The sequence below is a fragment of the Kitasatospora sp. NPDC058190 genome, assembly GCF_042883685.1.
GTDB lineage: Bacteria > Actinomycetota > Actinomycetes > Streptomycetales > Streptomycetaceae > Kitasatospora.
This window is the reverse complement of the sequence record NZ_JBHVVI010000135.1, coordinates 1-22,411: the sequence shown is the minus strand read 5'-3', so window position 1 is coordinate 22,411 and position 22,411 is coordinate 1. Positions and strand designations below refer to the sequence as shown.

21 protein-coding genes are annotated in these 22,411 nt (G+C 73.5%); 10 read left to right on the top strand and 11 right to left on the bottom strand.

From position 1 onward, the window contains the following. Positions 1 to 69 precede the first annotated feature (69 nt). On the top strand, positions 70 to 231 hold the full coding sequence (locus ACFVWU_RS38275; RefSeq protein ID WP_387629724.1) for a hypothetical protein: 162 nt from the start codon (positions 70 to 72) through the stop codon (positions 229 to 231). 42 nt (positions 232 to 273) lie between these two features. Here the strand turns inward: ACFVWU_RS38275 and ACFVWU_RS38270 are convergent, their stop codons facing one another. After that, a complete protein-coding gene (locus tag ACFVWU_RS38270; protein ID WP_387629721.1) occupies positions 274 to 450 on the bottom strand; it encodes an antitoxin in 177 nt (58 codons plus the stop codon). Between the two features lie 265 nt (positions 451 to 715). Between ACFVWU_RS38270 and ACFVWU_RS38265 the strand changes: the two genes are divergently transcribed. Together ACFVWU_RS38265 and lpdA are read left to right on the top strand one after the other, a co-directional pair. Next, a complete protein-coding gene (locus tag ACFVWU_RS38265; RefSeq protein ID WP_387629727.1) occupies positions 716 to 2,257 on the top strand; it encodes a M20/M25/M40 family metallo-hydrolase in 1,542 nt (513 codons plus the stop codon). 267 nt (positions 2,258 to 2,524) lie between these two features. Continuing rightward, positions 2,525 to 3,931, top strand: coding sequence for a dihydrolipoyl dehydrogenase (gene lpdA, locus ACFVWU_RS38260; protein WP_387629718.1), 1,407 nt, complete (start codon positions 2,525 to 2,527; stop codon positions 3,929 to 3,931). 57 nt (positions 3,932 to 3,988) lie between these two features. On the opposite strand, the gene ACFVWU_RS38255 is transcribed toward lpdA, so the two are convergent. Continuing rightward, a complete protein-coding gene (locus tag ACFVWU_RS38255) occupies positions 3,989 to 5,479 on the bottom strand; it encodes an MFS transporter (RefSeq protein ID WP_387629716.1) in 1,491 nt (496 codons plus the stop codon). Positions 5,480 to 5,592: 113 nt separating this feature from the next. Here ACFVWU_RS38255 and ACFVWU_RS38250 point away from each other — a divergent pair, with 113 nt between their 5' ends. Next, positions 5,593 to 6,459, top strand: a complete 867-nt coding sequence (locus ACFVWU_RS38250; protein ID WP_387629714.1) for a helix-turn-helix transcriptional regulator — start codon at positions 5,593 to 5,595, stop codon at positions 6,457 to 6,459. 39 nt (positions 6,460 to 6,498) lie between these two features. Here the strand turns inward: ACFVWU_RS38250 and ACFVWU_RS38245 are convergent, their stop codons facing one another. Next, positions 6,499 to 6,834: a GNAT family N-acetyltransferase gene (locus ACFVWU_RS38245; RefSeq protein ID WP_387629712.1), complete on the bottom strand. Its 336-nt coding sequence runs from the start codon at positions 6,832 to 6,834 to the stop codon at positions 6,499 to 6,501. Positions 6,835 to 6,960: 126 nt separating this feature from the next. Continuing rightward, positions 6,961 to 7,935 (bottom strand): zinc-binding alcohol dehydrogenase family protein, encoded by a 975-nt coding sequence (locus ACFVWU_RS38240; protein WP_387629709.1) that lies wholly within the window; start codon positions 7,933 to 7,935, stop codon positions 6,961 to 6,963. 123 nt (positions 7,936 to 8,058) lie between these two features. Between ACFVWU_RS38240 and ACFVWU_RS38235 the strand changes: the two genes are divergently transcribed. Further along, positions 8,059 to 8,655, top strand: a complete 597-nt coding sequence (locus ACFVWU_RS38235; protein ID WP_387629707.1) for a TetR/AcrR family transcriptional regulator — start codon at positions 8,059 to 8,061, stop codon at positions 8,653 to 8,655. 290 nt (positions 8,656 to 8,945) lie between these two features. Beyond that, complete coding sequence (locus ACFVWU_RS38230) at positions 8,946 to 10,079, top strand: PP2C family protein-serine/threonine phosphatase (protein WP_387629704.1); 1,134 nt, start codon at positions 8,946 to 8,948, stop codon at positions 10,077 to 10,079. A gap of 46 nt (positions 10,080 to 10,125) precedes the next feature. On the opposite strand, the gene ACFVWU_RS38225 is transcribed toward ACFVWU_RS38230, so the two are convergent. Both ACFVWU_RS38225 and ACFVWU_RS38220 read right to left on the bottom strand, forming a co-directional pair. Next, the gene (locus ACFVWU_RS38225; RefSeq protein WP_387629701.1) at positions 10,126 to 11,619 is read right to left on the bottom strand and encodes a threonine/serine exporter family protein; all 1,494 of its coding nucleotides are present in this window, start codon (positions 11,617 to 11,619) and stop codon (positions 10,126 to 10,128) included. A gap of 175 nt (positions 11,620 to 11,794) precedes the next feature. Further along, the gene (locus tag ACFVWU_RS38220) at positions 11,795 to 12,475 is read right to left on the bottom strand and encodes a Tat pathway signal sequence domain protein (RefSeq protein WP_387629700.1); all 681 of its coding nucleotides are present in this window, start codon (positions 12,473 to 12,475) and stop codon (positions 11,795 to 11,797) included. A 259-nt stretch (positions 12,476 to 12,734) separates the two neighbouring features. Here ACFVWU_RS38220 and ACFVWU_RS38215 point away from each other — a divergent pair, with 259 nt between their 5' ends. Next, positions 12,735 to 14,312, top strand: coding sequence for an alpha/beta hydrolase (locus tag ACFVWU_RS38215; RefSeq protein ID WP_387629699.1), 1,578 nt, complete (start codon positions 12,735 to 12,737; stop codon positions 14,310 to 14,312). Positions 14,313 to 14,385: 73 nt separating this feature from the next. Here the strand turns inward: ACFVWU_RS38215 and ACFVWU_RS38210 are convergent, their stop codons facing one another. After that, positions 14,386 to 14,868 carry a carboxymuconolactone decarboxylase family protein gene (locus ACFVWU_RS38210; RefSeq protein ID WP_387629697.1) on the bottom strand — a complete coding sequence of 161 codons (483 nt, stop codon included), beginning with the start codon at positions 14,866 to 14,868 and terminating at the stop codon, positions 14,386 to 14,388. Positions 14,869 to 15,069: 201 nt separating this feature from the next. Here ACFVWU_RS38210 and ACFVWU_RS38205 point away from each other — a divergent pair, with 201 nt between their 5' ends. Beyond that, the gene (locus ACFVWU_RS38205) at positions 15,070 to 15,972 is read left to right on the top strand and encodes an RNA polymerase sigma-70 factor (RefSeq protein ID WP_387629696.1); all 903 of its coding nucleotides are present in this window, start codon (positions 15,070 to 15,072) and stop codon (positions 15,970 to 15,972) included. A 19-nt stretch (positions 15,973 to 15,991) separates the two neighbouring features. Here ACFVWU_RS38205 and ACFVWU_RS38200 read toward each other — a convergent pair whose 3' ends face one another. After that, complete coding sequence (locus ACFVWU_RS38200; RefSeq protein ID WP_387629694.1) at positions 15,992 to 16,615, bottom strand: PadR family transcriptional regulator; 624 nt, start codon at positions 16,613 to 16,615, stop codon at positions 15,992 to 15,994. A gap of 111 nt (positions 16,616 to 16,726) precedes the next feature. Here ACFVWU_RS38200 and ACFVWU_RS38195 point away from each other — a divergent pair, with 111 nt between their 5' ends. Beyond that, positions 16,727 to 17,203, top strand: coding sequence for a hypothetical protein (locus ACFVWU_RS38195; protein WP_387629691.1), 477 nt, complete (start codon positions 16,727 to 16,729; stop codon positions 17,201 to 17,203). A gap of 147 nt (positions 17,204 to 17,350) precedes the next feature. On the opposite strand, the gene ACFVWU_RS38190 is transcribed toward ACFVWU_RS38195, so the two are convergent. Together ACFVWU_RS38190 and ACFVWU_RS38185 are read right to left on the bottom strand one after the other, a co-directional pair. Beyond that, positions 17,351 to 19,210 carry a phospholipase C gene (locus ACFVWU_RS38190; protein WP_387629689.1) on the bottom strand — a complete coding sequence of 620 codons (1,860 nt, stop codon included), beginning with the start codon at positions 19,208 to 19,210 and terminating at the stop codon, positions 17,351 to 17,353. A 232-nt stretch (positions 19,211 to 19,442) separates the two neighbouring features. Beyond that, complete coding sequence (locus ACFVWU_RS38185) at positions 19,443 to 20,087, bottom strand: TetR/AcrR family transcriptional regulator C-terminal domain-containing protein (RefSeq protein WP_387629686.1); 645 nt, start codon at positions 20,085 to 20,087, stop codon at positions 19,443 to 19,445. A gap of 87 nt (positions 20,088 to 20,174) precedes the next feature. Between ACFVWU_RS38185 and ACFVWU_RS38180 the strand changes: the two genes are divergently transcribed. Further along, entirely contained in the window at positions 20,175 to 21,659 is a 1,485-nt protein-coding gene (locus ACFVWU_RS38180) for an FAD-dependent monooxygenase (protein ID WP_387629725.1), read from the top strand. A 54-nt stretch (positions 21,660 to 21,713) separates the two neighbouring features. Here the strand turns inward: ACFVWU_RS38180 and ACFVWU_RS38175 are convergent. Beyond that, positions 21,714 to 22,411: aminotransferase class V-fold PLP-dependent enzyme (locus ACFVWU_RS38175; protein WP_387629684.1), on the bottom strand; the 698-nt coding region annotated here is incomplete at its 5' end.

The following is a 22,411-nucleotide window of genomic DNA, read 5'->3' as shown; positions in this document are numbered from 1 at the left end:
CTGTCTACCAGCCGGTAGTAGACAGTGTCTACTCGTTCTCCCGCGGGTGCTCCGGGCAGAATCGGGGGCATGGACGAAGGCGGCGAGTCGGCCTGTTGGCTGGACCGGGTGTGCCCGGAGTGCGGACGGCTGCGCGAGCGGCTCGGCCCCGGGCCGTGCGAGAACTGCGGCGCGGGCGACGAGAGCGAGGCGTTGGAGGCGTTGGAGGCGTTGGACCAGGGCGACGACTGAGTGTCGCCGCCCCGGCCCGGAGAGCGCTCCTGACCTCGGGTGTCACTGCGGCGGCTCGTCGCGGAACTGTTGCTTCAGTCTGTCCTGAGCTGCGTCGGTCTGGCTGCTGTACTTGCCCTCGGTGCGTTCGTCGAAGGCGTCACCCGCCTTGTCGATGCCCTTCTCGGTCTGCTCCTCGTGCCCCTTCAGCAGGCTCTTGAGCTTATCCAACATGGACATGTGGTCCACCCTCCTGGATGAGACGCCCCCACCCCTCCAGGATCACAGCGCAGACCGTCCTGCGCACGTCGCGGCCGCGCGGCGGGCTTGGCAAGGTGATTCCGGTCATGTCAAATCGTGAGTTCACGGACCGTCGGAAGGAGTCGCCTTGAAGCTGCGCAGTCGTCGTCAGACCTCGCCGTTCGACCGTTCCACCCCGTTGGACCGCACCACCCGGATACTGCGCCCGCGCACCGTCCGTCACCGGAGCCGCGCGGGCGCCGCGCTGACCGCCGCCGCGCTGGTCACCCCGCTGCTGCTGGTCGGCGCCGGCACCGCGAACGCCGACCCGGACCCGGCTCGCCGGGGCGCGAAGCTCGCCGAGCGGCTGGTCGAGGCCAGCAGCGCCGAGGGCGCGCACGAGACGCTGGCCGCGCTGCAACGCTTCGCGGACCGCAACGGCGGTACCCGAGCCGCCGGTTCGAAGGGGCACGAGGAGTCGGCTCGGTACATCGACGAGCAGGCGCGCCGGGCCGGGCTCAACGTGTCCGAGCAGGAGTTCGAGTACACCTTCTTCCAGGCGCGTTCGGAGCACCTGGACGTGGTGTCCCCGCAGGCCGAGTCGGTGCCGGTGATCGCCATGACCTACTCGGTGAGCGGCCCGGAGGCAGGCCTGACCGCCGACCTGGCCGTGGCGTCGGTCAGCGCCACCACCGGCTGCGCGCCCGCCGACTACCCGGCGGGCGCCTTCACCGGCCGGATCGCGCTGATCCGGCGCGGCGGGTGCAGCTTCGCCGCGAAGCAGGCCGCCGCGGCGGCGGCCGGTGCCGTCGGGGCGGTCGTCTACAACAACGCCGACGGCGACCTGAACGGGACCCTGGGCGAGCCGACCGCCGGGAAGGTGCCGACCGGAGGGATCACCAAGGCCGCCGGGGAGGCGCTGGCCGCGAAGGCCGCCGCCGGGCCGGTGCGGCTCAGGCTCGACATCCGGACCTCCATGGAGTCGCGCAAGACCTGGAACGTCATCGCCGAGACCCGCGGCGGCGACCCGGAGAGCACCGTGATGATCGGCGCCCACCTGGACTCCGTCCCCGCCGGGCCCGGCGTCAACGACAACGGCTCCGGCTCGGCCGGCATCCTGGAGGTCGCCAGGAACCTCAGCGTCCGCCCGGTGAAGAACAAGGTCAGGTTCGCCTGGTGGTCCGCCGAGGAGTTCGGCCTCAAGGGCTCCGAGGCCTACGTGAAGTCACTCTCCGAGGCGGACCGGAAGAAGATCCGGCTCTACCTCAACTTCGACATGATCGCCTCCCCCAACTACGCGCAGTTCGTCTACAACGGCTCCGGCAGCGCGGGCGGCGGCGCGGGCCCCGAGGGCTCGGCGCAGATCGAGCGCGACCTGACCGCGTACCTGGACGGCCGCGACCTCCCGCACGACCCCTCCGCCTTCAACGGCCGCTCCGACTACGGACCGTTCATCGACGCGGGCATCCCGGCCGGCGGCACCGACACCGGCGCCGAGGTGATCAAGTCCCCCGAGCAGGAGGCCCGTTACGGCGGCAAGGCGGGCACCGCCTTCGACTCCTGCTACCACAAGGCCTGCGACGACCTGGGCAACATCGACATGGACGCCTTCGACGTCAACATCGACGTGATCGCGCACGCCGTCGGCACCTACGCCTGGGACCTCTCCTCGCTCCAGCGGCCGGCACCGGCACAGCGGCCCGAACCGGCCCGGCGCCCGGCCGCTCAGACCACGGCCGGCGCGGGTATGAGCGATTCGGGCAGTGCCTCCGGCGGAGCGACCGACGCCCACGAGGTGACCGCCTGACGCCCGGGTGGGCCCGCTGCCGTCCTCGGGCGGCGGGCCCACCCGCCTGCCGTGCGCATACCGTCCATCCGGAGCCTCCCCTCCGACATCGCCCCTGCTGGGGCCGGGTGCGAGTCACCGTAGCGGGCACCACTGACAATCCGGCCCGGGCCCTGTACGGTGCCGCGCGGAGCGCATCCGCCGAGACCCGGTGGGTGCGCCGAGTCCGGTCCTGACACCATGGGACCGAGATCACGACACCGTGACATCCTCGGAGGAGTCAGCAACATGAGCACGCACTACGACGTCGTCGTCCTCGGCGCGGGCCCCGGCGGCTACACCGCCGCCGTCCGCTCGGCCCAGCTGGGTCTGAAGGTCGCGGTCATCGAGGCCAAGTACTGGGGCGGCGTCTGCCTCAACGTCGGCTGCATCCCCTCCAAGGCCCTGCTGCGCAACGCCGAGCTCGCCCACATCTTCACCAAGGAGGCCAAGACCTTCGGCATCAAGGTCGAGGGCCAGGTGACCTTCGACTTCGGCGAGGCCTTCCGCCGCAGCCGCTCGGTGGCCGACGGCCGGGTCAAGGGCGTCCACTACCTGATGAAGAAGAACGGCATCACCGAGTACGACGGCTGGGGCACCTTCGTCGACGACCACACCCTCCAGGTCGCGCTCAGCGGCGGCGGCTTCGACGTCGTCACCTTCGACCACTGCATCATCGCGGCCGGCGCCACCACCCGCCTGCTGCCCGGCACCAGCCTGAGCGACCGCGTGGTCACCTACGAGGAGCAGATCCTCACCGAGCAGCTGCCGGAGAGCATCATCATCGCGGGCGCCGGCGCGATCGGCGTCGAGTTCGCCTACGTGCTGCACAACTACGGCGTGAAGGTCACCATCGTCGAGTTCCTGGACCGCGTGGTCCCGCTGGAGGACGTCGAGGTCTCCACCGAACTCGCCAAGCAGTACCGCAAGCTGGGCATCGAGGTGCTCACCTCCACCCGGGTCGAGTCGATCGACGACAGCGACCCGAACGCCAAGGTCCGCGTCACCGTCACCAAGGACGGCCAGCAGCAGGTGCTGGAGGCCGACAAGGTGCTCCAGGCGATCGGCTTCGCGCCGCGGGTCAACGGCTACGGCCTGGAGAACACCGGGGTCAAGCTCACCGACCGCAACGCCATCGCGGTGGACGGTCGCGGCCGCACCAGCGTCGACCACATCTTCGCGATCGGCGACGTCACCGCCAAGCTGATGCTCGCGCACGCCGCCGAGACGATGGCCGTGATCGCCGCCGAGACCATCGGCGGGGCGGAGACCATGGAGGTCGACTTCGTCATGATCCCGCGCGCCACCTACTGCCAGCCGCAGATCGCCTCCTTCGGCTACACCGAGGCGCAGGCCCGCGAGCTGGGCTACGACGTCAAGGTCGCCAAGTTCCCGTTCACCGCGAACGGGAAGGCGCACGGCCTCGGCCACCCGATCGGCTTCGTCAAGGTCATCAGCGACAACACGTACGGCGAGCTGCTCGGCGCCCACCTGATCGGCCCCGAGGTCACCGAGCTGCTGCCCGAGCTGACCCTGGCCCAGCAGTGGGACCTCACCGTCCACGAGGTCGCCCGCAACGTGCACGCCCACCCGACCCTGGGCGAGGCGGTCAAGGAGGCCATCCACGGCCTGGCCGGCCACATGATCAACATGTGACGCGCCACCGATCCGACACCGCGCCCCGCCGGGACCCCGGCGGGGCGCGGGTGTATCTCACCCACCGGCCGGCTCCCGTAGCGCCCGGTGGGTGAGATACGCCCCCACCGTGGACAGCGCGGCGAGGACCGTCCCGAGGACGTGCAGGGCCCCGGTGAAGCCCGCCGTCAGCGCCTCCCGCCGGGCCGGGTCCACCTGGCCCTGGACGGCGTGGGCGGCGAGCCGGGCCGCCTCGGCGCCGGGGAGACCCGGCAGGTGGGCGGCGGTCAGGGCGGTGAGCAGCGCGGCCGCGCCGGAGACCGCGACCGACTCGCCGGTGATCCGCATCGTGTTGAAGACGCCCGCCGCGGCCCCGGCGCGCTCGACCGGGACGGTGCTCACCGCGGCGTCGTCCATCACTCCGAACGCCAGCCCTACCCCGGCGCCGAAGGGCAGCAGCGGCACCGCCAGCGCCGCCCAGGACGCGTCGTCGCGCACCGTGACCAGCAGCAGGGCGCCCAGCGCGATCAGCGCCGAGGCGGCGGTCAGCACCGTGCGGACGGACAGCGCCGAGGCCAGCCGACCCGCCGGCAGCGGCAGCAGCAGGACGGGTGCGGTCAGTGGCAGCAGGAGCAGACCGCTGGTCAGCACGCTGCGACCGCCCACCCCCTGGAGGTAGGCGGGCAGGTAGACCAGCAGCACCACGAAGCCGAGGGTCACGGTGAACGGCTGGCACACCACGGCGAGGAACTCGGGCCGCCGGAAGAGCCGGAGGTCGAACATCGCCCGCTCCGGCCGGCGCAGCTCCACCACCGCGAAGGCGGCCATCAGCAGTGCCGCGCCGACCAGCGGCAGCAGGGTGCCCGGTGCCGTCCAACCGGAGCCGGTGGCCCGCACCAGCGCAAGGGACAGCGCGACGAGCCCGGCGGTGAAGCAGCCCAGCCCGGCCAGGTCGAGCGGCGGGCGGTCCGGGCGGCGGGATTCCGGCGCCCGGGTGGCGCACAGGTACGCGGGCAGGGCCAGCGCCGCCACCAGAAAGAACACCGCCCGCCAGCCGCCCGCCTGCACCAGCGCGCCGGCCGCCGGGGGCCCCACCGCCAGGCCGGTGCCGAAGGAGGTGCCCAGCACCCCGAAGGCCAGCTGCCGGCGCCGCCCTGACGTCGAGTCGGCCAGCACCGCCGCGCCCGCCGCCAGGACGGCCGCGGCCCCGCACCCCTGCACCGCGCGGGCCGCGTCGACCACGGCCATCGACGGCGCGAGCGCGACCAGCAGGGACAGCGCCCCGACCAGCGCGATCCCGGCCAGCAGCACCCGGCGTCGGCCGAGGCGGTCGGCGAGGCCGCCGGCGGCCAGCGGCAGGGCGGCGAAGGTGATGTTGAAGGCGTTCAGCATCCACTGGGCGGCGTCGGTCGACGCGCCCAGCCGCGCGGCCATGCCGGGCAGTGCGACGGCGGCGCCGGTCACCGAGAACGGCAGCATCGCGCTGGCGCAGCCGACCGCGCCGACGGTGGCCCAGTAGCGGCCCCGGCCGAGGTCCGCGGTGGTCGGGAGGGGTGGGGAAGTGGTCATGCGCCGATGGTTCGCGGGCGGTGACGGCAGATGAAGGGAGTCCCGTTCCCTGGGTCCGACAGGACCACCCTCAGGCCCCCGCGGCCCCGTACCGCGCCGCCATACTGGAGCGCATGGCCGATCCGAACCCGCTCGCCGGCAGCCTCGGCGAGTACCTGCGCACCCGCCGGGCCCTGCTCACCCCCGAGGAGGCCGGGCTGCCGCCGACCGGGCGCCGCCGGGTGCCGGGGCTGCGGCGCGAGGAGGTCGCGGAACTGGTCGGCCTCAGCACCGACTACTACGTGCGCCTGGAGCAGGGCCGCGCCGACCGGCCCTCCGACGAGGTGCTGGACGCGATCGGCCGGGCGCTGCGGCTCGGCCCCGCCGAGCGCGCCCACCTGTACGACCTGGCCCGCCCGCCGCGCCGCTCGGCGGCGGGGCGGCCGGCGCCGGGGCGGCCGCCGGAGCTGCGCCCGGCGCTGCGGCGGGTGGTCGAGGCGATGGCGGCCACCCCCGCCCTGGTCATGAACGACCGTAACGACGTGCTGGCCTGGAACCGGCTGGCGGCCGTGCTGATCGCGGACTTCCCCCGGCTCCCGCCGCGCGAGCGGAACATGGCCCGCAGGATCTTCCTCGACCCGAACGCGCCCGAGGTCCACCTCGACTGGGCGGAGGCCGCCCGTACCACCGTGGGCATCCTGCGGATGGCAGCCGGTCGGCGGCCGCACGACCCCGAACTCGTCCGCCTGATCGGCGAACTCTCGCTCGGCAGCGCGGAGTTCCGCACCCTGTGGGCCGGCCGCGAGGTGCACGAGAAGAGCCACGGCGCCAAGCGCTTCCACCACCCGGCCGTCGGGGAGATCGCCCTCGACTACGAGAGCTTCCGCGCCCCCGGCGCCGCCCACCACCTGCTGGTGGTCTACACGGCCGCGCCCGGGAGCCGCGCCGAGGAGGCGCTCAGCCTCCTCGGCGCGCTCACGGCGGAACCCGTCGGCCGGTGACCGCCGGGCCCTGGTGACTGCCGACCACGGTGCCGTCCGTCAGCGCAGCCGGGTGCGCAGCCAGTCCGTGACCTCCGGGGTGACCGGGTCGGTGAGGTCGGCGAACTCGTCGTGTTCGGTGAGGAACTTGGCCACGTACGGGCAGACCGGCACGATCCGCATCCCGGCGGCGCGGACGTCGGTCAGCGCCTCCTGGACGAGCCGCCCGGCCAGGCCCCGTCCGGCGAAGGCCTCGTCGACCACGGTGTGGTGGAAGATCCGCTGCGCGTCGCGGTCCAGGTACTCGGTGAACCCGGCGAGCTCTCCGTCGACCAGGATCTCGTAGCGGTGCCGGTCGTCCGCCCGTTGGACGACGGGAGTGCTGGGAGTGCTCACGGTGAACGCCTTTCGCTCGCGGGGCCCGTACGGGTTTCCGGTGCGGGGCCAGGGTAGCCCCGGCGCCGCCCGGGTCGGGGCAGCGCGGGCGCCGCCCGGTTCACGGCGGGCACGGCGCCGCCCGGTTCACGGCAGCAGGAGGATGCGCCCGAGGTGGGAGCGCTCCTCCAGCAGCCGGTGGGCGGTGGCCGCCTCGGCGAGCGGGAGGCGGGCGTGCACGGCGGTGCGCAGCCGTCCGGACGCGAAGTGCTCGGTGGACTCCTCGATGTCCCGGCGGGCGAGGTTCGGTCGGGCCGTGCGCCAGGCGATCAGGGAGAAGCCCGCCACCGTGCGGAGGCCGAACAGCGGCACGACCGGCACGCTGCCCGGCTCGCCGTCGGCGGCGCCGTACACGACCACCCGGCCGAGCGGGGCGAGCACCTCCAGGCTGCGGTGCAGGACCGCGCCGCCGACCGAGTCGAGGACGAGGTCCACGCCCTGCGGCGCGGCCGCGCGCACCTGCTCGGGCCAGTCGGCGTCGGTGTAGTCGACGGCGACGTCCGCGCCGAACTCCCGGACGAACTCGAGCTTGGCCTTCGAACCGGCGGTGGCGATCACCGTTGCGGCGCCGAGCAGCTTGGCCGACTGGACGGCCAGGTGACCGATCCCGCCGGCGCCGGCGTGCACCAGCACGGTCTCGCCGGCGGCCAGCCGACCGGTGCGCAGCGCCCCGAGCGCCACCGGCGCGCCCATCGGCAGCATGCTGGCCGCGCCGAGGTCGAGCCCGTCCGGCAGCGGGGCCAGCCAGGCGGCGTCGGCGAGCACGAACTCGGCGAAGGCGTCCTCGGCGAGCGCCCCGACCCGTCGCCCGAGCAGGTCCTCGGCCACGCCGGGGCCGACCGCCTCGACGGTCCCGACGACATCGCCGGTCAGGATGCCCGGCAGCGGCCGGTGGAAGATCGATCCGGCGGGCGCCCCGCGCCGGAACCTGGTGTCCACGAAGTTCGCCCCGATCGCCTCCGTGCGCAGCAGGACCTGGCCCTGCCCCGGGGTCGGGACGTCGGCCTCCTCGGTCGTCAGGACCTCGGGGCCGCCGTACTGGTGGTACCGGACTCGTCGCATGGTGCCCTCCCTGGATGGGCCGGCCCGGGATAAACTGGACCAGCGGTCAGCTTCCACTGGCGACCGTACTGGACCGACGGTCCAGTTGTCCACGGGTACGAGACGAACAGGGACGGGCAGCCCATGGCCGAGGGCCGACGCGAACGCGCCGACGCGATCCGGAACCGGCGCGCGATCCTGCGCGCCACCGAGGAACTCCTCGCCGGCCACCGGCCCGAGCAGATCTCGATGGAGCAGGTCGCGGCCGCCGCGGGGGTCGGCAAGGGGACGGTGTTCCACCGCTTCGGCAGCCGGATGGGCCTGATGCTCGCGCTGATGAAGGAGCGGGCGCTCGACCTGGACGAGGCCCTGCGCGACGGGCCGCCGCCGCTGGGCCCCGGTGCCCCGCCCCGCGAGCGCATGCTCGCCTTCCTGGACGCCGTGGTCGCGGTGGTCACCCGCAACAAGAGCCTGCTCGCCGCGCTCGGCCACGCCGCCGCCACCACCCCGAAGGCGCCCGACCAGGAGTCGCCCGGCGACCACCCGGTCTACCGCTCCTGGCACGGCCACCTGAGCGCGCTGATCGCCGAACAGCGTCCGGACCTGGACGCCGAGCTGCTCGCCCACCTCCTGCTCGGCTCCCTGCAGAGCGACCCGGTCCTGCGGCTGATGGAAGAGGGCGAGGGGCAGCGGATCGCCGACGGGCTACGGGAGCTGGCCACCTCGGTGGTCGACCGCTGACGTCCGCCCGGTGATCGGGGCCCGGTGCTCCGGCTCGGCGGTCCGGGCCCCGTGACGGGGTCCTGTGACTGGGCCCCGCGACTGGGCCGAACGTGCGACGGCCGAGGGCGCGAGGCCGTTGCGCGCCCTCCGACGGGCTTCGCCCCCTAACGTTGGGCGCGACCTCCCCGCCCCGGAGCCGCGCGCCCGGCGCGGACCGGGGCGGCTCGCGCGAGGCCGCACGGACCGTCACGACAGCGGTCCGTCGCAACAAACGGAACGTCGGATCAGCGAATGAGTGGAGGGCCCGGTTGCGGGAGCGGTCCGCGCAGACGCAGCAGCTGCCGCTGGTGATCCAGTACGGCCACCATTCCTGGCTGGTGCCCGCGGCGCTGCTGGTGACGGTCGTGGTCGTGGACGGGCTCACGCCGCACTCCTTCGCCTCCGTCAGCTGGCTGGTGCTGGTCCCCGTGGTCGCCGCCGGGCTCTGCGGCCCACTGCTCACCGCGGTCTTCTCCTGCCTCTCGATCGCCGCTTACCCGGCGCTGGACAGCATCTGGGCCAAGCCCCAGGGCATCGAGGACTTCCTGCTGGTGATCGCCGGGGCCGTCCTCGCGGTGCCGGTCAGCGTCTTCCGTGCCCAGGCGGCCGCGTACGTCCGGCATCTGCAGGGCGCCGCCGAGACCACCCGGCAGGTGGTGCTGCGCCCGGTGCCGCCGGGCTGGGGCGGAGTGGACTCGGCGGCCCGCTACCTGGCGGCGGACATCGAGGCCCGGGTGGGCGGAGACTTCTACGACGTCGTGGCCACCCCCTACGGCGCCAGGGTCATCCTCGGCGATGTCCAGGGCAAGGGACTGCCGGCCGTCTCCACGGCGGCGGCCCTGGTCGGCTGCTTCCGGGAGGCCGCCTTCCAGGAGGAGGACCTGGCGACCGTGGCCCTCCGGCTCGAAGAACGGCTGCTGCGGCAGAACCGGATGTCGGCCCAACTGGGCGGGCAGGAGGAACGGTTCGTCACGGCGGTCATCGTCTGGTTCCCCGATGACGAGCCGGGCGAGATCCGGATGGTCAACTTCGGTCACGACGGCCCCCACGTCCTGGGCCCGGCCGGCGTACGGCAGCTGCCGTCGGGAGGCGGCGCGCCGATCGGCCTCGCCCAACTGGCGGGCGGGCTCCCGGAGGTCCGGCGCCTGCGCCTGCGGGCGGACGAGACCGTACTGATCGTCTCCGACGGGGTCACCGAGGCCCGCGACCGACAGGGCGCGTTCTTCGGCCTCCGCGCGCACCTGGAACGCCTGGTCGGCCTGCCCGGGGCCGCCGAGCCCGAACGCCTGGTGGACGACGTCGCCTCCGCCGTCGTACGGCACACCGGCGGCCGCCGGACCGACGACACCGCGCTGCTCGCCGTCCGGCGGTCCACCGGGGCGCCGATGGATCGGCTGCGGTAGCGCCGCCGGAGGACCATCCAGCGCCACCCCCCCAGCCCGGTGATCCTCAGGCCCGCAGCTGCGCCACGGCGAGGGAGGGGCGCGGGATCCGGCTGATCACCGAGCCGATCAGGGTGCCGATCGACACCCCGAACACCGCCGACACGGCGGCCAGCACCGACTGCGCCCCGTTGCCGACCTCGATCTGCGCGGTGTTCAGCAGACCGAAGGAGCCCGGCACCACGATCCAGAACGCGGGCAGGTAGAGCACCTGCCACAGCGGGCCGCCCGGCAGCCAGTGCACGACGGTCGCGGCGACGGCGGCGCTGACCGCACCGGCCAGACCGCCGATCGCCGCGCCGTGGACCGAGCCCACCGCCACCTGGACGGTGACGCTGACCGCGATCACCGCGACGATCCACGGGATGGCCGACGGCGGGGTGTTGACGTTGACCACCACGCCGGCCACCGCGATCGCCAGCCCCAGCCCGATCACCCACCAACTCGGCTTGGCCACCTGGATGTTGGCGAGGGCGGAGGCGGGCATGCCGATCGCCGTCGTGGCGGCGGCCACCCCGGCGAGGAAGAGCGCCAGCTGCACCGCGCCGGACACCAGCCGGGCCGTCCCGGCGCTGGCGGCGCCCGCCGCGATCTCCGACAGCCCGGTGACCAGCAGTCCGCCCGGCAGCAGGATCGCCAGGGTGGCCACGATGGTGCGCAGCGGACCGTCCAGCAGCGAGGCCCGGGCGAGCGAGAGGACCAGCAGCGCGACCAGGAACCCGGCCGTGACGGGCAGCAGCGGCCGCAGCCGGGGCAGGCGGCGGGCCAGCATGGTCAGCCCGGCCACGATCAGCGAGCCGGCCCCGGCCGCCAGCACGTTCGCCGTCACCGGCTGGAGGAAGATGCAGACGCCCACCCCGACCGGCAGCGCCCCGAGGTCCGCCACCCAGGCGGGCCAGCGGGCCGGGGCCCGGCGGATCCGCTCCAGCTCGGCGAGTGCTGTGACTTCCACGCTCGCCAACGGGGCGCTCGGACCCGGTGTCGACGGTCGGCGCTCCGGCGCTCGTGCCTCGCTTGTCGCTTCTCGCTTTCGGCACCGGCGCGCCCCGTCGGCGAGTGCTGTGACTTCCACGCTCGCCAACGGGGCGCTCGGACCCGGTGCCGACGGTCGGCGCTCCGGCGCTCGTGCCTCGCTTGTCGCTTCTCGCTTTCGGCACCGGCGCGCCCCGTCTGCGAGCGGCTGGTGCCCGTCGACCTCGCCCGCGCGCAGCCGGTGCACCAGGTGGAGGACGTCCGCGGTCTGCTCGAACCGGAGCGCGGCGCCCACCGGCTGGAACCGGGTGGCCTCGTCCGCGTCCAGGGCCACGAACAGACCGTTGGTCAGGGCGGCCACCCGCACGTTCGGAGCCCCCATCGCCGCTCCCAACGCGTGGAGCTCCTCCTCGACGTCGTGGACGGGAATGCCGCCGCCCAGGAGGGCGTCGCCCAGTTCGAGCAGCAGGCGGCGGAGCGGGTCCGGTGGGGCCTCGGGACCCCGGACCGATGGAGACTTGCTAGACATGGCAGGTATCGTCCCATCCCGCCCGAATCGGTCCGACTGTGCCCCGGTCTGTTCGCGGTGGTCTGTGCGTGCTGGATCAGCGGCGGCACGGTCGCGGGACCGGCGGCGAGGTGGAGGCGGCGAATCCGCAGGGGCCGGTGCCCCCGCGGATTCGGCCCGGTCGGGCGCGGACCGGTCAGTTGACGTAGACCGCCGGGCCGCCGGCCTGGGTGGTGTCGGCGACCGGGCCGTAGCTCGCGGAGAAGTATCCGTCGGCCGGGCAGAGGCCGGAGCCGCCGCTCTTGGCGAAGTGCTCGTTGGTGAAGGTCAGGCTGTGGGCGGTGTTGTCGGCGGTGCCGGTGAAGGCGCCGCTGAGCTGGTACGTGCAGGTGATGGCGCCGAACCAGCTGTTCAGGACCGCGGTGGCCTGGATCGGGCCGGCGCTGCCGCCGGTGAGGGTGACCGGCAGGCCGGTGCCGTCGTCGACGGTGACGCCGTAGGGGAGGGTGTCGACGGTCAGGCTCTGCACCGAGATGACGCCGGTGACGTTGCTGGTGCAGGAGTCGAAGGTGAGCCCGGTGAGGGACTCGGTCGCGGTGCCGGGGGCGGCCGGGTTGGTCAGCACGGTGGCGGCGAGCTGGGAGGTGGCGCAGGTGACGCCGGTGGTGCTGGTCGCGGTCGAGTAGAAGGTGGCGGAGGTGTTCGCGGCGAGCGGCGCGGCGAGCTCGTCGCCCGCCGCGAGGGCGGTGCCGCCCGCGCTGTCGGCGGTCAGTACCGGGACGGCGGCGTCGCCCGGTGCGGCTGAAGCGGGGACGGCCGCGGCCAGGGCGAGCGCGGCGACGACGGCGGACACGGCAAGGCGGGGGCGGATGCGCATGGGAAAGCCTCTTCCTCGGTGAGGGGTCGAGAAGACGAACTTCCGCTGCTCCCGGGAGGCGGGGAACGGGGAGCTGACTACGTTCTAGGACCGTGTCGGTGTGCCGTCAAGGCAGTGCGGGCAACTTGCTGACTTTTCGTCAACAAGCGCGCTCGGCGGCGATCTGTCAGCGGGGTGACAGCGGGCTGTTGGTGCCCTGACGGCGCGGACCGGAAGACTCCGTGACATCCGATCAGATGATCAACGGAGAGAAACCCTCGTGCCTCGACCCCGCCTCACCACCGCCTTCCGCGCCGCCGCCACCACGGCCGCCGGACTGCTGCTGGCCGGACTGACCCCGGCCGCCGCCGCGTCCGCCGCGACCGCGCCGCCGGTGCCGAGCCTGACCTGGCGGCAGTCCTGCGCGGACGGCTTCCAGTGCGACACCGCCCAGGTGCCGCTGGACTACCGCGCCCCGCACGGCCGGACGATCCGGCTGGCGCTCATCCGCCGCCCCGCCGACGACCAGGCACACAGGCTCGGCACGCTGTTCTACAACCCGGGCGGCCCGGGGATCCCCGGCACCGGGGCGCTGCCCGCGGTGTCCGGCCTCTTCCCGGCGGAGGTGCGCAAGCGCTTCGACATCGTCAGCTTCGACCCGCGCGGCGTCGGCCGCTCCACCGCGCTCCAGTGCTTCCCGGACCCCTCCGGTGAACCGGCCCTGCTCGCCGGACTCCCCGCGGGCTACCCGGTCGGGGCGGAGCAGCAGTCCCGCTGGGCGGACACCTACGCGAACCTCGGCCGCCAGTGCGCCGAGAACGACCGGACCGGCCTGCTGGCCCACCTGTCCACCGCCGACACCGCCCGGGACCTCGACCTGCTGCGCCAGGCCGTCGGCGACCGGCGGCTCAGCTACCTGGGCACCTCGTACGGGACGTACCTGGGCACCGTCTACGCCAACCTGTTCCCGGGCCGGGTGCGCGCCATGGTCCTGGACAGCGCCGTCGACCCGGTCGCCTGGTCCACCGGGCGCACCCCGCAGGACCGCGCGCTGCCGCCCTTCCTGCGCACCGGCAGCGACCTCGGCTCGGCCCGCACGCTCGACACCTTCCTCGACCGCTGCGGCGCCGTCGACCCGGCGAGGTGCGCCTTCTCGGCGGGCAGCCCCGAGGCGACCCGGGCCAAGTTCGCGCAGCTGACGGACCGCCTGGGCCGGGGGCCGATCACCCTCGGCACCCCGCCGAACGCCGTGACCCACGACGAGGCGACCGTCGTCACGGCGGTGGCGAACGGGCTGTACGCGGTCGAACCGGTGCCGAACCTCCCCGACACCGGCTGGTCCGGCCTGGGCGAGCAGCTGCAGCGGCTGTGGACCGCCCCCGACACGCCGTCGGCGCCGCTGCCCACCGGCGGGCTGTCCGGACAGACCCAGGTCCTCGGCGTGCTGTGCTCCGACACCGCCAACCCGCCCGCCGACGCCGACTACCCGGCACTCGCGGACCTGGCCCGGGCGCGCTCCGGGGCGCTCGGCCCGTACTGGGTCTGGCAGACCCAGCGCTGCGCGGCCTGGCCGGCCGAGGCCGCCCGGGACCGCTACGACGGCCCCTGGGACCGGCCGACCGCCGCGCCCGTCCTGGTGGTCGCCAACACCGATGACCCGGCCTGGCCCTACCAGGGCTCCCGCGCCCTGGCCGACACCCTCGCCCGGGGCCGGCTGCTGACCGTCGAGGGCGACGGGCACACCGTGCTCGGCAACCCGAACGGCTGCGCCGCCGGGTACGAGGAGCGCTATCTGATCGACGGACAGCTGCCGCCGCGCGGTGAGGTCTGCGCGCCGGACCAGCGGCCGTTCGAGTAGCGGCCGTTCGAGTACCGGTGACGCGCCCCGCCCGAGCCGGTGTTCCAGGCTCGGGCGGGGCGAACTCGTCGGTTCAGTCGAGAGCCGAGAGCGCGCCGGGCTCGAAGGAGCCGCCCAGGTTGTGCACGATCACGCTCATCCGGTTGGCCGCGTTGATCATCGCGACCAGGCAGACCAACGCGCCCACCTGGTCGTCGTCGTAGTGCTCGCGCACCTCGGCCCAGGTGGCGTCGGAGACGCCCGAGGAGGCGTCCGCGAGCCGGGTGCCCTCCTCGGTGAGCGCCAGCGCTGCGCGCTCGGCCTCGGTGAACACGGTGCTGTGCCGCCAGCCGGCGACCAGGTGGAGCCGCAGCGGGCTCTCCCCGTGGCCCGCGGCCTCCTTGCTGTGGATGTCGATGCGGAAGCCGCAGCCGTTGATCTGACTGGCGCGCAGCATGACCAGGTCCTGCAGGGCCTTGGGGAGCGTCGACTCCTGGATCGCCTGCGAGGTGCTGAAGAAACGCTTGGCGACCTTGGCGGCGGTCGGGCTGGCGAGCAGGTTGAAGCGGGTTTCCACGGTGTCGTCCTCACTCGTTCTCGTCGTGCGCATCCGCGCCGGACGACCACAAGATGCGGACGGCACCGCGTCTGTGACGGCGGGCGGTTGTGACGCACGCCACCGCCCGGGGGTGTCACAGGGCGGCGGCCGGCGGTGTCCCGTGTGCAGCGTGACAAACCGGAACCGAGCGCAACCGACACCGAGAGGCAGGAGCCGGGCATGAGCGAGCACTCCACGGCGGCCGGGCACCCCACGGACGCGGCGACCGAGGCCTTCCTCGCCCACCGCAACCTGCTGTTCACCGTCGCCTACGAGATCCTCGGCTCGGCCGCCGACGCCGAGGACGTGCTGCAGGAGACCTGGCTGCGCTGGGTGGGCGTCGACCTCCCCACCGTCCGGGACCACCGCGCCTACCTGGTGCGGATCGGCACCCGCCAGGCGCTCGGCCGGCTGCGGACGCTGGCCCGCCGCCGCGAGTCGTACGTCGGCCCGTGGCTGCCCGAGCCGCTGCTGACCGCGCCCGACGTGGCGGAGGACGTCGAACTGGCGGAGAGCGTCTCGATGGCGATGCTGCTGGTGCTGGAGACCCTCGCGCCGACCGAGCGCGCGGTGTTCGTGCTGCGCGAGGTGTTCGGGCTGGAGTACGGGGAGATCGCCGAGGCCGTGGACAAGTCCCAGGCCGCCGTCCGGCAGATCGCCCACCGGGCCCGCGCCCATGTCGCCGCGCGCCGCCCGCGCGGGGCGGTGTCGGCCGTCGATGCCCGGCGGGCGGTCGAAGCCTTCCACCGGGCCGTCGGGACGGGCGATCTGCGGGCCCTGCTCGCCCTGCTCGCCCCCGACGTCGTCCTGGTGGGCGACGGCGGGGGAGTGGTCCGGGCGACGCCGGCCCCCGTGGTGGGCGCCGAGCTGGTGGCCGGGCTGCTGTGCCGGATCACCCGGCGGGCGGTCTCGCTGCGGGCGGAGCAGGTCAACGGCCGCCCGGCGCTGGTGGTCCGGTTGGACGGCGAGGTCGACACGGTGCTGGCGCTGCGGCTGGACGAGGGACTGGTCACCGGCCTGTACGCGGTGCGCAACCCGCAGAAGCTGTCCCGGATGACCCGGGAGACCGTGCTGAGCCGCTGACCGGCGCCCCCCGGGGCCCTCACCCCTCGGTGGCCGGCTCCTGCCCCTGGGCGAAGGCGATCAGCTGCTCGGTCGACCAGGCCAGCCGGCCGGCGCGCAGGTCGTCCAGCACCGCGTCCAGCCAGTCGGCCTCCGCCCGGGTGGTGGCGCGCAGGTACTCCGTCTCCAGCAGGGTGATCCGCGGCAGGCCGATCCCGGCGCCCTGGGCGAGGTCGGCCTCCAGCTGCGCCAGTGTCGCCCGCACCCGCGCCAGCCGGTCGTCCAGCGCCCGGACGATCTCCTCCGGCGTCAGCAGCAGCACGTGGGAGAGCGCCGCCGGGAACTCCGGGAACTCCTGCTTGGGCGCGGAGAGCATCTCCAGCAGCCAGGCGCGGGCGGTCTCCCGGCCGGCACCGGTGATCTCGTAGACGGTCCGCTCCGGGTAGAGCTGGTCGCGCTCGGTCTCGCGGACCGTGATCAGCCCGGCCGCGAGCAGGCGCTCGATGGTGCGGTACAGGCTCGCGCGCTGGCCGACGTTGACGACCTGGTCCTTGCCCCACTGCTTGATCAGCCGCTGCACGCCGTACGGGTGCAGCGGCTTGTAGTGCAGCAGGGCGAGGACGGTGAGGGCGAGCGGGGAGCTGCGCAGCGGGGTGGTGGCCATGGCTCGATTCTATCCCCAGGAGAACTAGTTGCACTGAAACTAGTCCGGGTGCATGATGGAACCACGCCGGGCGACCGACCGGCGCCTCAACCCGCCTGGGAGGAAACCGAGATGAGCACCACCACCGCCCTGACTGACGTCGCGGCCGTCGAGCGCATCCAGGCCGACCACGCCGCCGTCAAGCGAATGGGTCACTGGACCGAGGCCCGGCGGATCGAGGTACGGGCCCGCCGCGGCGCCGTGGTTCTCGACCTGCGCTCGCCGAACATCCCCGACGAGGTCGAGATCCACCTCGAACTGCAGCGCGCCATGGTCAAGTTGCTGCTCCCCGAGGACGCCGGGCTGGACCACTGGGACCTGCGCTGGAGCGCCCGCGGCAAGGTCAAGGACCACCAGGCCCCGGCCGAGGCCGGCGCCCGCCGGGTGCGGCTGACCGGCACCGTCTCCGACGGCGAGATCCGGATCCACCGCGGCGGCGTCGCGATCGTCTCCGCGATGCTCTCCCGCGAGTACCTGGACGACCTGCGCGCCGCGAACCGCGAGGGCCGGATGCCGATCGTCGACGACCCGTCCCGCACCGCGAACTGAACGGCGAGCGTCGGGCCGGCTTCCTCGGCGCGGTCGTCCCGCAGCACACCCTCGACAACGTCCAACTGCACGGTTGAACGCGGACACCGCCGGGTCCTCGGAGCGAGGACCCGGCGGTGTCGGGGTGTTGCGGGGTGCGGCCGTGCGTCAGGCGCGGCGACCGCGCTTGCGGCGGGCGAGGAAGACCGCGCCGCCACCGAGCGCCAGCAGCGCCACGGCCGCGGCCGCGATCGGCCCGGTGTTGGAGTCGGCACCGGTCGCGGCCAGCGCCGGGCCGCTCGCGCTGCTGGTGGCACCCGCGACCGTGGTGGTGCCGGAGCCGCTGCCGGAGGTGGCGCCGGCGCCGTCGGTCGAGGTCGCCGTGCCCGCCGGGGTGGTGGCCGAGGAGCCGCCGGTGGGCTGGCCGGACGGGGTCGAGTCGCCGCCGGCCGGCTGGCCGGTGGTCGGGTCCAGGATCAGGGTGGACGACTGGGCGTTCTTGAAGTCGAACATGCCCTCGATGGAGCCGGCGTGCTCGTCGAAGGAGAAGTCGCCGATCCGGCCGGTCTTCCAGTTGTCCTCGACGAAGCGCAGGATCGAGGTCTGGTCGGTCTGGGTGTGGTCGACGAAGTTGGACTTGGCGTACGGGGACGCGACCAGCAGCGGCAGGCGCGGGCCGAAGCCGCAGCGGTCGGCGTAGCCGCCCCAGCCGGCGTCCTTGCCGCACTGGCCGGCGCCGCTCAGGCCGTCGTTGGCGGCGTCGCGCGAGCCGTTGGTCGGCTCGGCGAACTTGTGGTCGTACCAGCCGTCCGAGTCGTCGTAGGCGATGACGACGGCGGTGGAGGCCCAGTCCTTGGACTTCTGCAGCTTGTTCAGGGTGTCGACGACGAAGTGCTGCTCGTCCAGCGGGTCGGAGTAACCCGCGTGGCCGTCCTGGTAGTTGGCGGCCTTCAGGTAGCTGACGGCCGGCAGGTTGCCGTGCTGCAGGGCGGCGTCGAAGTCGGTCAGGTCGTACTGGTGGTTCGCCTGGCCGTCGTGGCCGATCTCGTCCACGTCCTTCGGCGCCAGGTGCTTCGGGTTCGCCGTGGACTTGTAGTACTGGAACGGCTCGTGGTGCGGGTTGTAGTCGGTCTGCGAGGCGCCGACGATGTTGTTGTGCGCGGCGTCGCAGACGGCCTTGCCGTCCTTGGTGCCGGTGGGCTTGAAGCCGCCCTGGAACCAACCCCAGCTGACGCCCTTGTCGTTGAGCAGGTCGCCGATGTTCTTGCCGGTCATCACCAGCTGGTTGTGCGCGGGGTTGGAGCACTCGTCGTAGCCCGGGTCGGGGTCGTTGATGACGGTGCCGATGCCCTTGGCGTCCGGGGAGGCGACCACGTAGGCGTCGGTGGTCTGCTGACCGGTCTTCGGGTCCACCGGGTAGCCGCCGTGCAGCTGGCCGGAGACCAGGTTGATCGCGCCCGGGGTGGAGGGGCCGTAGTTGGTGCCGAAGGAGTTGTCGCTCATCGCGAAGCGCTGGGCGTAGTTCCAGTAGCCGGTGACGGTGTTGCCGTCGTAGTAGTCCATCACCAGGCCGGGCGCGGTGTACATCGGGGCCTTGCAGCTCTCGATGTCGGTGTGCTCGACGAACTTGTCCATCTTGCCGCCGTCGAAGGCGAGCTGCTCGTCCTTGTAGGTGTGGTCCTGGTCGCAGGTGACGGCCTGGGCCGGGCCCAGTCGCTGCGGGTTGTTCCGGTTCGGGTTCTTGTGGAGCAGGTCGTCGCTGAGGCCGTCGACCTTGGGGGTGCCGGGCTTGGCGGTGAACTTCACCTTGTCGTCGGCGGTGTTGGCCGCGTTCGGGTAGGTGCCGAAGTAGTGGTCGAAGGAGACGTTCTCCTGGAATATGACCACCAGGTGCTTGATCGGCGTGGCGGTCTGCGGGCCGTCGGCCGCGAAGGCGGCGGGCGTGCCGCCGAACGCGGTCAGCGAGGCCGCGCCGATCAGGCCGGCACCGTACCGGAGCCACCGCTTGCGGGTGGGGACTGCGTGCATGGTTGGGTCCTCGACGTCATCGTCATCTGTGTCAGAAGTTGGGGCCGTGACGCGCGTAGCGCGACATCAGCGGCTCGAAACTAGACACAGGAGGTGAACGCGGTCAACAGGTGCATGTAAACCCGAGGTTAACCGCAGTGGTACGGAACGATGCGTCAGGGCTGCGACTCGGCAGACAAGTCCGTCTAATGTCTGTCGAATGGGACGATTGCGGGATACCCGCCCGACGGTTTCAAGCCAGTAGGGTCGCCTCGACTCCCGCCAGCACCGCGGCCAGGCCCTGCTCGAAGCCCCGGTCGAAGTCCTGGAACATCACCCGGCCCGCTTCGGCGGCCAGCGGGTGGGCGGCCAGCCGCTCGGCGCGCGCGTCCACGTCGTAACCCTCCTCGCCGTCGAAGGGGTTGGGGCCCATGGACTGCTCCTCGATGACGAAGCCGACGGTGTAGCTGTAGGCCGTGTACCAGGCCCGGGCGGCGGCCGCCGGGCTGAAGCCGGCCTCGATCAGCAGTCGCAGCGAGGCCTCCAGGCCTGACGCGTACGAGGTGTCCGTGAACCGGGCGCCGCTGTAGACCTTGGCGCCGTCGCGGTAGCGCAGCAGCTGGGCGCGCAGGGTGCGCATGGTCGTCAGGTACGCCTCCCGCCAGTCGCCCGCCGACGGCCCGGCCTCGGCCGTCATGCGGCGCATCATCTCGGTCGCCATCTCGTCGAGCAGCGCCTGCTTGTCCTTGAAGTACCAGTACAGGGCGGGTGCCTTGACGTCCAGTCGGGCGGCGATCGCGCGCAGGGTGAGGCCGTCCAGGCCGGCCTCGTTCAGGAGGGTCAGCGCGGTGTCGACGACCTGGGCGCGATCGAGCTTGGGCGTTCTCTGCGGTGTCACGGTTGACAGTTTAACGCCGTTAATTGCAGGCTGTGGGTCAACCGCTGTTTAACAACGTTAAAGGGGGTTGTCGTGACCAACCACGGCATGTCCGACCTCGGGACGGACAACGAGGTCCTGATCGTCGGCGCAGGTCCCACCGGCCTCGCCCTCGCCCTGGACCTCGCCCGGCACGGCGTCGCCGCGCTACCGGTCGAGCGCGGTACGGAGCTCTTCCCCGGCTCGCGCGGCAAGGGCCTCCAACCGCGCACCCTGGAGGTCCTGGACGACCTCGGCGTGCTCGCCGAGATCCGCGCGACGGCCGGTCACTACCCGCCGAACCTGTTCTGGCGGGACGGCGAACCGCAGGGCGAGCGCTCGATGTACGACCCGACCGAGCCCTCCGAGGCCGAGCCGTACGCCGAGACGCTGATGGTGCCCCAGTGGCGCACCCAACAGGTGCTGTACCGGCGGCTGCGGGAGCTGGGCGGCGAGGTCGCCTTCGGACGCGAGCTGGTCGGCCTGGTCCAGGACGAGCACGGTGTGACCGCCGAGTTCGCGACCGGCGGTCCGGTGCGGGCGCGCTACGCGGTCGCCGCCGACGGCGGGCGCTCGACGGTGCGCCGACTGCTCGGCATCGGCATGACCGGGGAGACCGTCGACCCGGACCCGATACTGGTCGCGGACATCCGGCTCACCGGCCTCGGCCGCGAGCACTGGCACGTCTTCCGGGCCGAGCAGGGCCTGCTGGCGATCTGCCCGCTGGCCGGCACCGAGGAGTTCCAGCTCGTCGCCCAGTTCCCGGAGGGGACGGCCGTCGACCTCTCGCTCGACGGCATCCGGGCGCTGGTCGCCGAGCGCTCCCACCTGACCGCCGAGCAGGTCGCCGGGGTGGGCTGGGCGTCCGAGTTCCGGCCGCGCGCGGCGCTGGCCGACCGCTTCCGCTCCGGCCGGGTCCTGCTCGCGGGCGACGCCGCCCATGTGCACTCCCCGGCGGGCGCCCAGGGCCTCAACACCAGCATCCAGGACGCCTACAACCTGGGCTGGAAGCTGGCCGCCGTACTCTCGGGCAGGGCGGACGCCGCACTGCTCGACAGCTACGAGGAGGAGCGCCGGGCCAACGCCGCGGCCATGCTGGAGCTGTCCACCAAGGTCCACCGCGGCGAGGTCCGCCGCGGCCGGGCCACCCAGCAACTCGGTCTCGGCTACCGGGAGTCCTCGCTCGCCGTGGACACCCGCACGGGCCTGGCCGAGGACGCGCTGCGGGCCGGGGGCCGCGCACCGGACGGCAGCCGAGGCGGCATCCGGCTGTTCGACGCCTTCCGCGGGCCGCACTGGACGCTGCTGACGGTCGGCGCGGCGGCGGGCGCACCGGTCGAACTGCCCGCGCTGGACGTCCCGGTGGTGCGCATCCCGGCCTACGAGGCGTACGGCACCGGCGTGTTCCTCATCCGCCCGGACGGCTACGTCGGCTGGGCGGGGGCGACCGCCGAGGGCCTGGCGGAGTACGCGGCCCGCTGCGGGGTCGCCGCCTCGGCCACCGCGGTCGCCTCGGCCGCCTCGGTCGCCTCGGCCGCCTCGGTCGGTGAGTAGCCGCGGGGTGTGTCGGGGGCGGGCGCCGGACCCGGTGCCCGCCCCCGATGCCGGTCACCCGGCGGCGGCCTCCGCCTGGACGCCCTGGAGGGCGGTCACCAGGGCGTCGACGTCCTGCACGGTGTTGTACAGGGCCAGCGAGGCCCGGGCCGCACTCTGCAACCCGTAGGCGGCCAGGGCGGGTTGGGCGCAGTGGTGGCCGGCGCGGATCGCGATGCCCTGCTGGTCGAGCGCCCCGGCGAGGGCGATCGGGTCGGTCCCGGCGAGCAGGAAGGTCAGTACCCCGATCTTGCCCGGCGCGCTGCCGATCAGCCGGAGCCCGGGTACGGTCGCCAGCGCGGCGGTGGCGTACGCGGTGAGCTGCTCCTCGTGCGCGGTGGCGGCCTGCCGGTCCAGCCCGGACAGGTACCGCAGGGCCGCCCGCAGCCCGGCGACCCCGCCGATGTGGCCGGTGCCGGCCTCCAGGCGGTGCGGGACGGGGGCGTAGGCCGTCTCCGTGAAGCTCACCGAGTCGATCATGTTGCCGCCGCCCTGCCACGGGGGCATGGCCTCCAGCAGCTCCCGTTTGCCGTACAGCGCGCCGATCCCGGTCGGGGCGAAGACCTTGTGCCCCGAGAAGGTGTAGAAGTCGGCGTCCAGGGCGGTGACGTCCACCGGGAAGTGGCTCACCGCCTGGGCTCCGTCGACGAGCACCTTGGCGCCGTACCGGTGGGCGAGCGCGGTCAGAGGAAGGAACCGGGCGGCCCCGCGTC